The organism is Thalassospira povalilytica, assembly GCF_002844235.1.
Lineage (GTDB): Bacteria > Pseudomonadota > Alphaproteobacteria > Rhodospirillales > Thalassospiraceae > Thalassospira > Thalassospira povalilytica.
The window spans coordinates 119,293-134,938 of sequence record NZ_PGTS01000004.1; the positions used below are offsets into that span (position 1 = coordinate 119,293).

At 55.3% G+C, this 15,646-nt stretch carries 14 protein-coding genes; 5 read left to right on the forward strand and 9 right to left on the reverse strand.

Translation table 11 applies throughout. The features are described from left to right. Window positions 1-31 precede the first annotated feature (31 nt). From maiA to hppD, 4 genes are all read right to left on the reverse strand, one after another. Window positions 32-712, reverse strand: a complete 681-nt coding sequence (maiA, locus tag CU041_RS12000) for a maleylacetoacetate isomerase (protein ID WP_101247120.1) — start codon at window positions 710-712, stop codon at window positions 32-34. A gap of 9 nt (window positions 713-721) precedes the next feature. Further along, a complete protein-coding gene (locus CU041_RS12005; protein WP_101247121.1) occupies window positions 722-1,741 on the reverse strand; it encodes a fumarylacetoacetate hydrolase family protein in 1,020 nt (339 codons plus the stop codon). 15 nt (window positions 1,742-1,756) lie between these two features. Then, the gene (gene hmgA / locus CU041_RS12010) at window positions 1,757-3,127 is read right to left on the reverse strand and encodes a homogentisate 1,2-dioxygenase (RefSeq protein ID WP_101247122.1); all 1,371 of its coding nucleotides are present in this window, start codon (window positions 3,125-3,127) and stop codon (window positions 1,757-1,759) included. Between the two features lie 82 nt (window positions 3,128-3,209). Further along, entirely contained in the window at window positions 3,210-4,322 is a 1,113-nt protein-coding gene (gene hppD, locus CU041_RS12015; protein WP_101247123.1) for a 4-hydroxyphenylpyruvate dioxygenase, read from the reverse strand. Window positions 4,323-4,485: 163 nt separating this feature from the next. On the opposite strand from hppD, the gene CU041_RS12020 reads away from it, so the two are divergent. Further along, window positions 4,486-4,956, forward strand: a complete 471-nt coding sequence (locus tag CU041_RS12020) for an Lrp/AsnC family transcriptional regulator (protein ID WP_068517022.1) — start codon at window positions 4,486-4,488, stop codon at window positions 4,954-4,956. 99 nt (window positions 4,957-5,055) lie between these two features. Here CU041_RS12020 and CU041_RS12025 read toward each other — a convergent pair whose 3' ends face one another. From CU041_RS12025 to CU041_RS12045, 5 genes are all read right to left on the reverse strand, one after another. Then, entirely contained in the window at window positions 5,056-5,808 is a 753-nt protein-coding gene (locus CU041_RS12025; RefSeq protein WP_068516972.1) for an ABC transporter ATP-binding protein, read from the reverse strand. After that, entirely contained in the window at window positions 5,805-6,566 is a 762-nt protein-coding gene (locus CU041_RS12030) for an ABC transporter ATP-binding protein (protein ID WP_101247124.1), read from the reverse strand. Before CU041_RS12030 ends, CU041_RS12025 begins: the two co-directional genes overlap by 4 nt. Window positions 6,567-6,569: 3 nt before the next feature. Continuing rightward, on the reverse strand, window positions 6,570-7,748 hold the full coding sequence (locus CU041_RS12035; RefSeq protein WP_101247125.1) for a branched-chain amino acid ABC transporter permease: 1,179 nt from the start codon (window positions 7,746-7,748) through the stop codon (window positions 6,570-6,572). A 1-nt stretch (window position 7,749) separates the two neighbouring features. After that, window positions 7,750-8,766 carry a branched-chain amino acid ABC transporter permease gene (locus CU041_RS12040; protein ID WP_068516975.1) on the reverse strand — a complete coding sequence of 339 codons (1,017 nt, stop codon included), beginning with the start codon at window positions 8,764-8,766 and terminating at the stop codon, window positions 7,750-7,752. A 118-nt stretch (window positions 8,767-8,884) separates the two neighbouring features. Then, complete coding sequence (locus CU041_RS12045; protein WP_114113046.1) at window positions 8,885-10,246, reverse strand: ABC transporter substrate-binding protein; 1,362 nt, start codon at window positions 10,244-10,246, stop codon at window positions 8,885-8,887. A gap of 201 nt (window positions 10,247-10,447) precedes the next feature. Between CU041_RS12045 and CU041_RS12050 the strand changes: the two genes are divergently transcribed. The 4 genes from CU041_RS12050 (at window position 10,448) to CU041_RS12060 (ending at window position 15,630) form a co-directional block, all read left to right on the forward strand. Continuing rightward, window positions 10,448-12,028 carry a helix-turn-helix domain-containing protein gene (locus tag CU041_RS12050; protein WP_101247126.1) on the forward strand — a complete coding sequence of 527 codons (1,581 nt, stop codon included), beginning with the start codon at window positions 10,448-10,450 and terminating at the stop codon, window positions 12,026-12,028. A 163-nt stretch (window positions 12,029-12,191) separates the two neighbouring features. Further along, complete coding sequence (locus tag CU041_RS12055; protein WP_369813515.1) at window positions 12,192-12,575, forward strand: response regulator transcription factor; 384 nt, start codon at window positions 12,192-12,194, stop codon at window positions 12,573-12,575. A 91-nt stretch (window positions 12,576-12,666) separates the two neighbouring features. Further along, complete coding sequence (locus CU041_RS20620; protein ID WP_068516978.1) at window positions 12,667-12,846, forward strand: hypothetical protein; 180 nt, start codon at window positions 12,667-12,669, stop codon at window positions 12,844-12,846. 3 nt (window positions 12,847-12,849) lie between these two features. Further along, window positions 12,850-15,630: a sensor histidine kinase gene (locus tag CU041_RS12060; protein WP_101247127.1), complete on the forward strand. Its 2,781-nt coding sequence runs from the start codon at window positions 12,850-12,852 to the stop codon at window positions 15,628-15,630. Window positions 15,631-15,646 lie beyond the last annotated feature (16 nt).

A 15,646-nucleotide genomic window follows, 5' to 3' on the forward strand; every position in this document is an offset into this window, starting at 1 on the left:
CAGAACCGGCAGGATTTAAGCACCCGCGCCATTAGCGCGGGCACTTGTCAGGATGGGCATTGGCAAAGGCGTCTATGGCGAGACAGCTTTGTTCGATCGCCCTGATTCGCGGAAAGTGAGAAAGGCTCACATTCCAGCGGCGTGCGTTGTAAAGCTGCGGGATCAGGCAGATATCGGCCATGGACGGGCGATTGCCATGGCAAAATTTGCCACCGTCTGTCTTGTTGCCATCGCCGCCTTCATTGGTGCTCGTTGCCAGCATGGCCTCGAGCGCGGCCAGGCCACCGCCGATATATTTCTCCATCCAGTCATGCCGGAACATATCGGCGTCTTCGCCACTGGCGGATGCCAAATCCATGACATGACGCACCACCCCCAGATTGCAAATGGGATGAATATCCATGGCAATAACATGTGTCAGGGCGCGCACGCGTTGCCGGGCAAGGGTTTCGGATGGAAGCAATCCCTGCCCCGGCCTTGTTTCATCAAGATATTCGATGATTGATACCGACTGGGTCATCATGATCCCGTCAATCTCAAGGGCTGGCACCAGCCCCTGGGGATTGCGTTTGAGATAGTCCGGGACTTTGTGAATCCCGGCCAGAAGATCAATCGGCACCGTCCGATAGGGAATATTCATCAGCCCCAACGCAATCCGCACCCGGTAACTTGCCGATGATCGCCAGTAATCATACAGGACGACTTCGCCCATATTCGGTCCTTATGGCTTGTATTGACGAACGGTCTGATCAATCGCACCAAAGATTGACCGGCCATGATCATCAAGCATTTCAATTTTGACCCGGTCGCCAAATTGCAGGAACGGGGTTATCGCCGCACCGGTTTCAATCGTTTCGATCATGCGGATTTCAGCAATACAGGAATACCCCGCCCCGCCTTGATCGACCGGCTTGCCTGGTCCGCCATCAAGTTTGTTTGATACCGTCCCCGACCCGATAACAGTGCCTGCCGCCAGCGGGCGTGTGCGTGCAGCATGGGCAATAAGCTGGGCAAAATCAAATGTCATGTCGATCCCGGCATTGGCCCGTCCAAACGGCTTGCCATTAAGATCAACATGAAGCGGCAGATGAAGCTTCGCCCCATCCCAGGCATCACCCAATTCATCTGGCGTTACCGCAACCGGCGAAAATGCCGAAGACGGTTTGGACTGGAAAAACCCGAACCCCTTGGCCAGTTCGCCGGGAATAAGACCGCGCAGCGATACGTCATTGACCAGCATGATCAGCCGAATGGCAGAACGGGCCTGATCAAGGCTTGCGCCCATCGGAACATCATCGGTGATGACCGCAATCTCGCCTTCCATATCGATGCCCCAGGCGGTATCGGCCATCAGGATATCGTCGCGCGGCCCAAGGAAACTGTCAGACCCGCCCTGATACATCAGCGGATCGGTCCAGAAGCTTTGCGGCATTTCGGCCCCGCGGGCCTTGCGCACCAGTTCCACGTGATTGACATAGGCCGATCCGTCCGCCCACTGATAAGCGCGCGGCAATGGGGAATGAAGGTCTGCCATATCAAGCGTGACGCGCCTGGCAATCGTGGAACCGGCTTCGATTTCATCGGACAGTTCGCGCAAACGCGGTGCGATCACCGACCAGTTATCAAGGGCGGCCTGAAGGGTTGGCGCGATCGCGCTGGCATCGACATAGGATTCCAGATCACGGGTTACCAGAACCAGCTGACCATCACGGGTGCCGTTTTTAAGGGATGCAAGTTTCATCTTATCGTTTTGCCTTTATTTCCGGCCTTCGGGTGTGCCATCAAATTTGCGTTCAAGCCCGGACCAGCAATCAAGATAATCATCCTGAAGGGTTTCAAGTTCGGCGGCGAATTTGGTCAATTGCTGCGGAAAGCGGGTTTCGAACATAAACGCCATGGTGCCATCAAGTTTCTGCGGGCCGAGTTCGGCATTTGATGCCTTGTCAAAGCCGAATGCATCGGGACCATGGGCAAGCATCATGTTGTGCAAACTCATGCCGCCCGGAACAAATCCCTTTTCCTTGGCATCATATTGCCCGCAAATCAGGCCCATGAATTCCGACATGATGTTGCGGTGATACCATGGCGGGCGGAATGTATGTTCGGCCACCATCCAGCGCGGCGGGAAAATCACGAAATCGACATTTGCCGTGCCTTCCTCGCCCGAAGGTGCGGTCAGAACCGTAAAGATCGACGGATCGGGATGATCAAACAGGATCGCGCCAACCGGCGAGAATGTCCGAAGATCATATTTGAACGGTGTGTAATTGCCATGCCACGCCACCACGTCGAGTGGCGAATGACCAATCGACGTTTCGTGAAACTGCCCACACCATTTCACCCGCACCCGACACGGGGTTTCCTTATCCTCGTAGGCGGCAACGGGTGTTTTGAAATCACGCGGATTGGCCAAACAGTTCGCCCCGATCGGCCCGCGGTCGGGCAGCGTGAATTTGGCACCGTAATTTTCACAGACATAACCGCGCGCCCCGCCATCAATCCCGGCATCAAGGATGCTGACCTTGAACATCATGCCGCGCGGGATCAGGGCGATTTCAAGGGGACCCACATCCATGATGCCAAGTTCGGTAAATATCCGAAGCGTGCCGGATTCCGGCACGATCAGAAGTTCACCATCAGCATCAAAGAAATAGTCATCAACCATGTCGGCATTGCAAACATAGGCATGGCTTGCCATGCCCGATTGCGACATCGCATCGCCCGCCGTCGTGATGGTGCGCATGCCCGAAATGAAATCGGTTGTGTCCTTTGGCAACGGCACCGGATCCCAGCGCAATTGCCCAAGGGCAAGACTGTGATCATTCAGGCACGGGGCGGTTTTCCAATGCGGGTGATCAAGGGCGGTAAATCGCCCGTTATGTTTGACACTGGGCCGGATACGATACAGCCATGACCGTTCATTGGTGCCGCGCGGCGCGGTAAAGGGCGAACCGGAAAGCTGTTCGGCATAAAGCCCATAGGCGCATTTTTGCGGGCTGTTTTGCCCCTGTGGCAGGGCACCGGGCAGGCTTTCGGTTTCGAAATCATTGCCGAAACCGGGCATATATTTCAGATCGGTTTGATCCACGGCCGGATTGGCCGGGTCACGGGTCGGTTTATCAAGCATGGCGGTCAATCCAACTGCGATAACAACAAACCGTCAGGGCCGCGTACCACACGGCCCTGAACTGGATATGGGGTTGGCGGACCTATTCCGCAGCATCAACTTTCAAAACGCCACGGCGGATCTGGTCTTCTTCGATGCTTTCAAACAGAGCACGGAAATTGCCCTCGCCAAAGCCTTCGTCGCCTTTGCGCTGGATAAATTCAAAGAAGATCGGCCCGATCACGGTTTTTGAGAAAATCTGGAGCAGGATCTTGGTCATGCCGCCATCAACGACCCCTTCGCCGTCGATCAGGATGCCATGCTTTTTCATCCGTTCGATCGGTTCGTCATGCCCATTCACACGGTCATGGGATTTCTCGTAATAGGTTTCCGGCGGACCGGGCATGAATTTCAGATCATTGGCCGCAAGCTTGTCGGTGGCGTCATAGATACCATCCGTACCGACTGCGATATGCTGAATGCCTTCGCCTTTGTATTTGCGAAGATATTCTTCGATCTGGCTTTTATCGTCAGTCGATTCATTCAGCGGAATGCGGATTTTGCCGCAGGGCGATGTGATCGCACGGCTGACCAGGCCGGTGATTTTACCGGCAATGTCAAAGAAGTGGATTTGCTTGAACCCGAACAGATCGCGATAGAAGTCCCACCATTTATCCATATTGCCGCGATAGACGTTATGGGTCAGGTGGTCGAGATAATAGAAACCGACACCTTCGGGCTTGGGATCGCGTTCACCCAGCCAGTCAAATTCCGCGTCATAGGCCGATCCGGTATCGCCATACTTATCGACGAAATACAAAAGCGACCCACCAATCCCGACAATCGCCGGGACATCAATGGCTTTGTCATCACCCAGATACGGTTCCGCCCCCTTGGACACCGCATGATCAAAGGCATGTTTGGCATCAACCACACGCCATGCCATCGACGGTGCGCAGGGGCCGTGTTTTTCAACGAACTTCATCCCATGCGAGCCTGGTTCGGCATTAAGGATGTAGTTGATATCGCCCTGACGCCAGACGGTGATGTTTTTGGTCTTGTGTTTGGCCACCGGGCAATAGCCCATGCGGGCAAACAGGGTTTCGAGTTTTTCGGCATCCTCATGGGCGAATTCGACAAATTCGAACCCGTCGGTTCCGGCAGGGTTATCATCACTGATGGTGGCACGGGGGGCATCATGCGGGAACGGACCCATCGGAAGTCTCCTTTGATTGAAACATTCGAATTTCTGGAACTGTTCGAATTCTTGTTATGTCCCAATCGTGCGCCAAACCGCATGCAACGTGCATGCATTTTGGGTTGATTTCCGCCAGCTAATGCACACATCATGCATGATTGTGTAAATGGACGCGGACATCATGCAACTTGACCGACTTGACCTTAAACTGCTTGCGGAATTGCAGCGCGACGGGCGTCTGACCAATAACGATCTGTCAGAACGGATCGGGCTGTCGCCGTCGCAATGTTCGCGCCGTCGTGCCCGGCTTGAAGAAGACAAGGTCATTCGCGGATATCGTGCCGATATCGACCGTCAGAAGATGGGTCTGGGGTTGCTGGTGGTGATTTCGGTGACCCTTGCCACCCATAACCGCGACAATGCCAAACGGTTTGCCCGTCTTCTGGCCGATTTACCCGAAGTCCTTGAAGCCTTTTCCCTGACCGGGGAAATGGACTATCACCTGAAAGTCGCGACCAAAGACCTGGCCGCACTGTCGCATTTCGTCAACGAGGTGCTGCTGCCCCATGATTCCGTGCAACATGTCAAAACATCGATTGTTTTAAATGTGTTAAAGGATTTCGAAGGGCTGGCCGTCAGCCCCGATCTTTAGGATCAAAATGGCAAAGGCCGCACCTGCTGGCGCGGCCTTACCTGTCCCGAAGCCCCCCTTACAACAAAGCCTCGGCGACACCCCCCTATTTTTCGGAAATCAGATGGCCAGATACTGGTCACGCAATTCCGCATCATCAAGAACAGCCTGGGCTGTTCCGTCAAAGACGATTTCGCCGCTATCCATGATGATGGCGCGATCGGCAAGCTTCAGGGCCGCGATTGCATTCTGTTCAACGATGATGGTGGTGATGCCCAGTTTCTTGACGTTTTGAAGCGTCTTTTCGATTTCCTGAACAATCACCGGTGCCAGACCTTCGTACGGTTCATCAAGCAGCAATATCTTGATATCGCGTGCCAAAGCCCGCCCGATCGCCAGCATCTGCTGTTCACCACCCGAAAGCGTGATGGCTTCCTGTTCCGCCCTTTCGCCAAGGCGCGGGAACAGCTCATAGATGCGTTCGACCGACCAGCCGATCGGTTCGGCAATCTGGGCCAGCTCAAGGTTTTGCTGAACCGTCATGCCCGGAATGATCCGGCGGTCTTCGGGGACAAGCTGCAATCCGAGACGGGCGGCCTGCCACGCCTTCATGGTGTGCAATGGCTGATGATCAAGCCAGATTTCCCCATGTTTGACTTCCGGGTCGGACATGCGGGCCAGCGCACGCAAGGTCGATGTTTTCCCCGCCCCGTTTCGGCCAAGAAGAGCCAGAATTTCGCCTTCGCGGATGTCAAAGGACACCCCCTGAACGATATAGCTTTCACCATAATAGGCATGCAGGTCATAGACCGAGAAAAAGGCCGGGTCGCCGCCCTGTTTGCGGACAGGTTCCTGTTTTGGCAGCGCGTTCATACTGCTTCCCCTCCGAGATAGGCTTCTTTTACTCTGGGATCATTGCGGACTTCTTCGGGCGTGCCTTCGCAAATGATCGCCCCCTGTGCCAGCACACTGATACGGTCAGCCAGACTGAAGACAACATGCATGTCATGTTCAATGATCACTTTGGTCATGCCGCGTTCCTTGATCCGTTTGAGCAGATCAATCGTGCGGTTGGTATCATGACGCGACATACCCGCCGTCGGTTCATCAAGCAGGAACAGCTTGGGATGCTGTCCCAGACACATGGCCAGTTCGAGACGCCGTTTGTCACCACGCGACATCGATCCCGCAACATTGTCCTTTTGCGAAATCAGCCCGACATCTTCCAGCAGATGTTCGGCATGTTCGCGGATCTCGTTTTCGGCAAACAGGCTTTTGAGGAAGCCCAGCTTGAACTCGCCATCGCGCTTGGCAAAGGCAGGAACCATCACATTTTGCAAAAGCGAGAGTTCCGGGAAAATTTCCGGGGTCTGGAACACACGCGCCACACCAAGCTGGTTGATTTCGTGTGGCTGCTTGCCGGTCAGAACCTGATCGCCAAGCAGTACCCGCCCGCGATTGGGGGCAAGGCGCCCGACAATCACGTTCAGCAAGGTCGATTTCCCGGCACCGTTCGGTCCGATAATGGCGTGAACCGTACCTTCCTTGACCCGAAGATTGATGTCGGAAAGCGCACGCAAACCGCCAAAATTCTTGTCTACATCGGTTACATCAAGAATGTATTCAGACATTGATCAGACCTCCCCCGCCGATGCTTGTTCTTTTTCTTTGTTTTCATGTGCGCCGGATTTCGGTTCGGCCTTGTTGCGGTTGGTGATCAGTCGTGCAAGACGGCTGATCCCTTCCATGATACCACCTGGCAGGAAGATCACGATTAGCATGAAGACCAGACCAAGGGTCAGGTGCCAGCCTTCGCCAACGAACAACCCGACCACAGCCGCAACCGGATGCGCCAGCCAGTCCGGCAGGAACGAAAAGGCATTCAGAAGCACCGTCTCGTTAAAGGCCGAAAAGATGTTTTCGAAATACTTGATGATACCCGCACCAAGCAGCGGACCGATCAGGGTGCCGACGCCGCCAAGAATGGTGATCAGAACCACCTCGCCCGAGGCCGTCCACTGCATGCGTTCCGCACCGGCAAGCGGATCGGTCACCGCCAGAAGGGACCCGGCAAGCCCGGCATACATCCCCGAAATGACAAAGGCCGTCATCAGATAGGGTCGGGTATTGTACCCGGTATAGCCCATGCGGTTCTGGTTGGACTTGATCGCGCGCAGTTTAAGCCCGAAGGGCGAACGGAAAATGCGCAGATAGATAAAGAACGAAATCAGCATCAGGGCCGCACAGATATAAAAGCCCGAATAGCCGATCCCTTCGATCCCGAACAGGTTCGGGGTCGGAAGCGACGCATCGGCTTCGATCCCGGCCATCCGGTCGAGAACACGCGCATCACCCTGGGTCAATTGCAGACCGGTTTCACCATTGGTGATCGGGGTCAGCACCGAATAGGCCAGGTTATAGGACATCTGCGCAAAGGCCAGCGTCAGGATCGAGAAGTAAATCCCCGACCGGCGCAAGCTGACAAACCCGATGGCAAGAGCAAACAGACCCGAAAGGATGGTGCCAAAGATCAAAGCCGGAATGACATTCATCGACAGCAGCTTGAACGACCAGACAGCGGTGTAGGACCCCACCCCGAGAAAGGCCGCATGCCCGAATGACAGATAACCGGTCAACCCGAACAGAATGTTATAGCCGATGGCAAAAATGCCAAAGATCATGAATTTCTGCATCAGATCGGGATAGGCCGCACCAAATGGCTGCAACCAGATCGGCATGGTCAGGACCACCACCGACAGGATCGCCATGTAAAGAAGGTCCTGCTTGGGGGAGACGATTTTTGTGTTTGTCATTTTAGCTCTCCATCACGCCCCGACGACCCATCAGACCACGCGGGCGGGTCAGCAGAATGACGACGGCAACAAGGTAAATGATGATCTGGTCAATGCCCGGGAAGATGTCTTTCACTTCGGTCATGGACGAGAAGGATTGCAGAATGCCAAGCAGGAAGCCTGCAAGCACCGCACCGGGCAAGGAGCCCATACCCCCGACAACCACCACAACAAATGACAGCACAAGGAAGTCCATGCCCAGATGATAATCCGGTGGCAGGACAGGCGTGTACATCACCCCGGCAAGACCGGCGACCACCGCCGCGATGCCAAACACAATCGTAAATCGCCGTTCGATATTGATGCCAAGAAGTTCGACCGTTTCACGGTCTGCCATGCCCGCACGCACCACCATCCCATAGGTGGTGAAATGCAGGAACGAAAAGACAAGCCCGATGGTCAGAAGCGAGAAGGCCAGATAAATCAGACGCCACCACGGATAGACAACCGACTCACCCAATCCGAAAACCGCACCAATTGCCGCAGAACCCGCCACAATATCAGGGGCACCTTGCGGGATCGGGTTGGCCCCGAAGAAGGATTTGACCAGTTCCTGCAACACAATGGCCAGACCAAAAGTCACAAGGATCTGTTCGGCGTGCGGACGCTTGTAGAAATACCGGATCAGACTGCGTTCCATCACAATACCGATCAACAGCATCACGGGTATCGCCAGTATGATCGAAAGCGGCACGGACCAGTCAATGATAGCCTTGCCGGTTTCACCGAACCAGACTTCGAGATAAGGGGTTTCCTTATAGGCATCAAAGAAGGTCACGGACTCATCCTTGACCCGCACAGACAGGGTCAGGATTTTTTCGAGCGTAACAGCACAAAAGGCGCCCATCATGAAAATGGCGCCATGGGCAAAGTTCACCACGCCAAGCGTGCCGAACACCAAAGTCAGGCCAAGTGCAATCAGCGCATAGGCCCCGCCCTTGTCCAGACCGTTGAGAATTTGAAGAAATATAGCGTCCATCAGTTATCCGCCGCGTATTCGTAAAGGACTTAATGAAAAGACCGTTGGGACATCTTGAGGGGCAAAATGGGCCGACCACTGGGAAATGGCCGGCCCTGCTTGCATCACTTGGGCTGTATCAGACCTGATACGGGCCAAGCTCCCCACCGAACATGTCGGCCGGATACTCAACCTGCGAACGCGGTACCTGTTTGACGACTTCAAGAAGGTCAAAGTTGGACTGCGGTTCCTGTTTACCACGCACCACAAGAACATCCTTGAAGCACTGGTGATCTTCCGCACGGTACAGGGTCGGGCCATTGCCCGCGCCATCGAACTCGAACCCTTCGAGCTGCTTGATGACTTCCCAGGGTGCGAACGTACCGGCCATTTCACAGGCGTTTGCATAAAGCAGCGTCTGGACATAGCAGGTGTGTGCAGCCTGGGACGGCGGGAAGCCGTATTCCTGACCGAAGGATTTGACAAAGGCCTGCGAACCCGGATCGGTCAGCGACCAGTGCCAGTTGGTGGTCCCCAGAATGCCCTTGGCGGCATCACCGGCACCCTGTGCCATCAGGCGCGAATACAGCGGAACAACGATTTCGAAGTTCTTGCCATTGACCTGCTTGTCACGCAGACCGAACTGAACCGCCTGGGTCAGGGAGTTGACCATGTCCTTGCCATAGTGGTTCAGGATCAGAACATCCGCACCCGAGTTCAGAACCGGCGTGATATACTGCGAGAAGTCACCCGCACCAACCGGGGTCCGGACGGTGTTGACGGTTTCCCAACCGATATTCTCGGTCGCGGCCTTGATCGATTCTTCCTGGGTCCAGCCCCAGGTATAATCTGCCGTCAGGTGATAGGCGCGGCGATCGGTGCCATATTCATCCTTGAGCACCGGCGCAATTGCCTGACCGGACATATAAGCGTTGAAGAAGTGGCGGAAGCCATAACGCTTTCTGTCCTTGCCCGTGGTGTCGTTGGAGTGGGTAAGACCCGCCATGAAGATGACGCCCATTTCCTGGCAAAGACCCTGAACGGCAATCGCAACACCCGATGACGAACCACCGGTAACCATTGCGACATTGTCTTTTTCGATCATGCGCTTGGCAGATGCACGTGCGGCATCGGACTTGGTCTGGGTATCGCCGGTCACGAACTCGACCTTCTTGCCGAGAATACCGTTTCCTTTGAGTTCAAGCGGCTTGATGGTGTTGAGCATGCCGCCGTCACCTTCACCATTCAGGTGCTTGACCGCAAGCTGATAGGCACGCAATTCGTCAGCGCCTTCGTCGGCATACGGACCGGTCTGCGGTACGTTGAAGCCGAGTTTCACACTGCCTGAACTACCCGGATCGCCACGGAAAGTCTGGGCGTGGGCATTCTTGATGAAATGCATCGGGAACGTGCCACCGATCAGCGCCGCACCGGTCGTCGCAGCTGTCCCCTTCAGGATCGTACGACGAGTTACATTTCGGGTATTTTTAGTCTCCGACATGGTTTTCCTCCCCAATGTCTTGGGATCTGTTTCAGAGAAATCTGAGGTCTGTTTTCTGGTTGGTTTTTTTCACGACCTGTCAAAACAATGGGCACGTTCTGAAAACTAATCAACACTGAGTTGATATATAACGATTTTTTTGTAAATATATCGGCGAGAGAGATGAAAATTTGTAAATTTTGTCAAGATTGAGGTTGCCACATGTCCCGCCAGGCCCCCATCGGACACCGCATTCGCGGCCGCCGCAAAGATATCGGCATGACGCAAAATGCCCTGGCAAAAGCCGCCGGGATTTCGCCGAGCTATCTGAACCTGATTGAACATAACCGCCGATCAATCGGCGGCGGGTTGCTGATGCGGATCGCAGCCATTCTCGACATCCATCCCCACACCTTGTCGGGATCAGAAGAAGGCCGCCTGCTTGCAGATCTGAGCGAAGCCGCATCCGATCCGGTTTTTTACAATACCCCGATCGAAAGCCGCGAATTCCCTGCGATGATTGCAGCCGCACCGGGAATGATCAGCGCGTTTCTTGCCCTGTACCGTGCCTATCGCAGCGGCCTTGACGAGGTCGACGCCCTGTCGGAACGCCTGAGCCATGATCCGTTCCTGACCGAGGCCAGCCATTCGATCCTGACGCGGATCACATCGATCCGCACAGTTGCCGAGATTTTTGATGATTATGACAACCTGTCACCGCAACAGCGCGCCCGGTTCAACGCGACACTGGTCAAGGAATCCCATCGGCTGGCGGAATCCGCGACCGAGATTTTCAACTTTCTTGAACGCGGAAATGCCGGACGCCCGGCCAACAACCCGGCCGAAGAAGTCGATGATCTGCTTTATGACAATGCCAACTACTTTCCCGCCCTCGAAGACAGTGCCGCCAGACTGCGCCCCGAGATTGATCCCGATGGCGGGCTTTATCTGACCGATTTGATCAATTACCTTGAAAGCGCGCATAATATCCGGGTCGAACGCCTGCCGTCCGAAGACTTTGCCACCAACGGATATCACTGGGACACAGAACAAAAAACGCTGCGCATTTCGCGCGCCCTTCCCATCACATCGGCCCGGTTTCAGGCCGCCCGCACCATCTGCAAACTTGAAGCAGGCGATACGGTCAATGCGGTTCTTGCCACCGCCAATATCAGCAGCGATGCCGGACGCATGCGCGCCTATGAGGCGTTGATATCCTATTGCGCGGCGGCACTTATCCTGCCCTATGATGCGTTTCTGGCCGATGCGCACGACCTGCGCCACGACATCGAATTGCTTCAGCAACGCTATGCGGCAAGCTGGGAGCAAATCTGCCACCGGCTGACCACATTGCGACGCCCCGGCGCAGAAGGCGTGCCTTTTCACCTGATCCGCACCGACATTGCCGGCAATATTTCCAAACGGTTTTCAGCATCCGGCCTGCAATTGCCACGATATGGCGGCGCCTGCCCGCGATGGGCCGTGCATGAGGCATATCTGGCGCCGGAACGGGTGATTTCGCAATTCGTGCGCCTGCCTGACAACAGCGAATATCTGTTTGTGGCCCGGGCCTTGCGCACCGGGGCTGGTGGCTATGGCACGCCGCAATCGGTTCATTCGGTCATGATCGGCTGCGACACGGCATTTGCCAATGAAGTGATCTATGCCGATGCCTTGCCGCTTGAACGTCCGGAATCCGCCGTTCCGGTCGGCATTGCCTGTCGCCAGTGCCCGCGTGAAGATTGCGCACAGCGCGCCTATGAAATGTCTGACACCGCCGATGGCCGGTCCAGTCGGGCGTAATGGCGCGCACGGTCGGAACCGCGGGTTGTTTTCACCGGCATTTTCCCGGCTGGCAACCGCACAAACCCGCCAGATTTGCCCCCACCCAAAGTAGCATTATAATTCCTTAAATTAACAGATAGGATTACCATCATAAGAATCAGAAAAATCGGGGAGAATGTCCTTGAATGAGAGACCAAAGGTCCTGATTGCTGAAGATGAGGAAACCATTGTCGAATCCCTAAGCTTTCTTATGGAAAAGGAAGGCTATGACGTGCGTGTGGCCACCGACGGCCAGACCGCGATTTCCATGATCGCCCGCGATGCGCCAGACATGGTTTTGCTTGATGTCATGATGCCCGGCTGTGACGGGTTCGAAGTCGTGCGCGCGGTGCGCAGTGATGCCAATACCAAACTGATCCCGATCATGATGCTGACGGCCAAGACCCGCGAAGTCGACCGGCGCAAGGGGCTGGAACTTGGCGTTGACGATTTTGTCACCAAGCCGTTTTCGACCCGCGATGTGGTGTCGCGGGTGCGCGCCCTGCTTGAACGGGCAGATAACTGAAAACACCGCAAAAAGACCGTTTTCCGACCGACAATCAGGAGACATTCCCATCACGCCACCCCGCAGACTGACAGAACGTGCGCTTGCCTTGATGCTGGTCGCCCTGTTTCTCTGGATACCACCACTTGTCGGGATGTTTTCCCTTGATGGCATGGTATTCGGGTTGCCGATCCTGTTTGTCTATTTCTTTGCCGGCTGGGGAATTCTGATCATATTTTGCGCGCTGTTGACGCGGGCCTTGCGCAACGCGGCACAATCCGAGGGGCGATAAAAAATGCTGTCCTCGGAACTGGTGATTTTCGTTTCGCTGTTTTATGTCGGGCTGCTTTACACCATTGCCTGGTGGGGCGACAAACGGGCCCGTGATGGGCATTCCTGGGTCCGGAATCCGACGGTCTATACCCTGTCGATTGCGGTTTACTGCACATCCTGGACATTTTATGGCGCGGTCGGAACGGCGGCACGCAACGGGCTGGAATATCTGACGATCTATCTTGGTCCGACAGTGATTTTCCTGGGCTGGTGGTTTTTGTTGCGCAAGATGCTGCGCATTTCCAAGGCCCATCGCATCACCTCCATCGCCGACTTCATTTCATCGCGTTACGGCAAAAGCACCCAGCTTTCCGTGCTTGTCACCCTGATCGCTGTTGTTGGCACCACGCCCTATATCGCGCTTCAGCTCAAGGCGATTGCAACCAGCTATACGGTTTTGACCGTCTGGGACCATGGTATGGTCGATACCGCGCAGCACAGTCTTTCGATCTTTTCCGATAGCGGCTTCTGGGCGGCCCTTGGTCTCGCGCTATTTGGCATTCTGTTTGGCACGCGCTTCATTGATGCCGACGAACATCACGAAGGCATGGTTGCCGCCATCGCCTTTGAAAGCCTGGTAAAGATGTTCGCCCTTCTTGCGGTCGGTATTTTTGTCTGCTTTGTGATGTATGGCGGGATCGGTGATCTGTTTGCACAGGCCGCGGCCAATCCCGATACGGCGCAATTGCTGCTTTTGCGCGAAGACAGCGCGCCGCGCTGGCTGACGCTTATGATGCTGTCGATGGCGGCAATCCTGTGTCTGCCCCGCCAGTTTCAGGTGATCATTGTTGAAAATGTCGATGAACGCCATCTTGCCACGGCCAGCTGGGCCTTTCCGCTTTATCTGTTGTTGATGAACCTGTTTGTGTTGCCCATCGCCCTTGCCGGGCTTGGCGCCCTGCCCGCCTGGGCGGACCCGGACTTTTTCGTCATTTCCGTGCCACTGTTTGAAAACCAGTCGATGCTGGCATTGCTGGCCTATGTCGGCGGGCTTTCGGCCAGCACAAGCATGGTGATTGTTGCCACCATCGCATTGTCGACCATGGTTTGTAATGACCTGATTGTCCCCGCACTTTTGCGCATCAAGCCGCTGCGTCTGACCGAACGCGATGATCTGACCGGACTTTTGATTTTCATCCGCCGCGCATCGATTGTTGTCGTGGTGTTTTTGGGCTTTGCCTATTACCGGTCGGCGGGCGCCACCGATGCACTGGCCGAAATCGGACTGATTTCCTTTGCTGCCACCGCGCAATTCATTCCGATCATGATTGGTGGCCTTTACTGGAAAGGCGGCACCAAAACCGGCGCACAGGTCGGGCTTGTCGTCGGCTTTGCGCTGTGGGGATATACCCTGTTGCTGCCATCCCTTGCCGATAGTGGCTGGATGGACCCGGCCCTGATCCAGAACGGCGCATTCGGGCATCCGTGGTTGCGGCCCGAAAACCTGCTGGGCCTGACCGGATTTGCCCCGCTGACCCATGCGCTGATCTGGTCGATTTCACTTAATACCGCCTTTTACGTGCTGATCAGCCTGTTCACCCAGCCAAGCGCGCTTGAACGTATTCAGGCGACCCTGTTTGTCGATGCCTTTTCGCGCAAAGGCCAGGATACGGTGATCTGGCGGTCATCGGCATCGATTGATGATCTGTATGAGCTGGTTGAACGGTTTCTGGGACGCGAACGCGCCTTTCATTCGTTCCGCGAATTTGGTTGGGAAAAAGACACATCCTGGCGCGGCAAGGGCGAAGCAGATGCCGATATGATCGCCTTTACCGAACGATTGCTTGCCGGGTCCATCGGGGCGGCATCGGCGCGCGTGATGGTGTCATCGGTTGCCAAGGGCGAAATGGTCAGCCTTGAAGAAGTCCTTGAGATCCTTGAAGAAACATCGCATGTGATCGAATATTCCCAACGGCTTGAACAAAAATCCCATGAACTGGAAAAAGCCGCCGCCGAATTGCGGGCCGCCAATGACCGGCTCAAGGAGCTTGACCGGCTCAAGGATGAATTCCTGACCATGGTCAGCCATGAATTCCGGACACCTTTGACATCGATCCGGTCATTTTCGGAAATTCTGGTCGATACCCCCAACCTTGAACATGACAAGGTCGAACATTTCCTGTCGATCATTGTCCGCGAAAGCGAACGCCTGACCCGTCTGATTGATGACCATCTTGATCTGGCCCGGCTTGAAGCCGGACATTCAGACTGGCGCGCAGTTGATGTCGATCCGCGTACCGTGCTTGATGAAAGTGTCGAAGCGGTCAAGGGACTGTTTGACAGTCGCGCCGTGCAGCTGACGACCGAGTTTTCACGTCAGTCGGTATTGCTGCATGTTGATCGCGACCGTCTGACACAGGTGTTTATCAATCTTCTGTCCAATGCCGCCAAATTTGCCGATCCCGACCATCCCAGCGTGACCGTACGCGGCGAGGCCATGGATGGCGGATATCTGGTGTCGATTACCGATAATGGCCGCGGGGTTGCCCAGACTGAACTTGAAACCATCTTCGACAAGTTTTCACGCAGCGGCAAATATGCCGATGATCAGCCCAAACCATCCGGGTCGGGCCTTGGACTGGCGATTGCCCGCCATGTTGTCGAACATTGCCAGGGCAAAATATGGGCTGAAAGCCCGCCAGGTCAGGGCGCGACTTTCCGGGTATTCATTCCCGGCCAGATCATGGAGGCCATCGATGCGGTCCGCCCGGGCGTTTTCCGCACGGACAGTTTTGGCACCTGACCCAGCGTCCGTCTTC

Bases quoted from the DNA above. Each gene is read 5' to 3' on its own strand.
- CU041_RS12005 (WP_101247121.1), bottom strand. From the start codon at position 1,741: ATGAAACTTGCATCCCTTAAAAACGGCACCCGTGATGGTCAGCTGGTT.
- CU041_RS12060 (WP_101247127.1), top strand. From the start codon at position 12,850: ATGCTGTCCTCGGAACTGGTGATTTTCGTTTCGCTGTTTTATGTCGGG.
- CU041_RS20620 (WP_068516978.1), top strand. From the start codon at position 12,667: ATGCTGGTCGCCCTGTTTCTCTGGATACCACCACTTGTCGGGATGTTT.
- CU041_RS12040 (WP_068516975.1), bottom strand. From the start codon at position 8,766: ATGGACGCTATATTTCTTCAAATTCTCAACGGTCTGGACAAGGGCGGG.
- CU041_RS12030 (WP_101247124.1), bottom strand. From the start codon at position 6,566: ATGTCTGAATACATTCTTGATGTAACCGATGTAGACAAGAATTTTGGC.
- CU041_RS12020 (WP_068517022.1), top strand. From the start codon at position 4,486: ATGCAACTTGACCGACTTGACCTTAAACTGCTTGCGGAATTGCAGCGC.
- CU041_RS12025 (WP_068516972.1), bottom strand. From the start codon at position 5,808: ATGAACGCGCTGCCAAAACAGGAACCTGTCCGCAAACAGGGCGGCGAC.
- CU041_RS12035 (WP_101247125.1), bottom strand. From the start codon at position 7,748: ATGACAAACACAAAAATCGTCTCCCCCAAGCAGGACCTTCTTTACATG.
- hppD (WP_101247123.1), bottom strand. From the start codon at position 4,322: ATGGGTCCGTTCCCGCATGATGCCCCCCGTGCCACCATCAGTGATGAT.
- CU041_RS12045 (WP_114113046.1), bottom strand. From the start codon at position 10,246: ATGTCGGAGACTAAAAATACCCGAAATGTAACTCGTCGTACGATCCTG.
- CU041_RS12050 (WP_101247126.1), top strand. From the start codon at position 10,448: ATGTCCCGCCAGGCCCCCATCGGACACCGCATTCGCGGCCGCCGCAAA.
- hmgA (WP_101247122.1), bottom strand. From the start codon at position 3,127: ATGCTTGATAAACCGACCCGTGACCCGGCCAATCCGGCCGTGGATCAA.
- maiA (WP_101247120.1), bottom strand. From the start codon at position 712: ATGGGCGAAGTCGTCCTGTATGATTACTGGCGATCATCGGCAAGTTAC.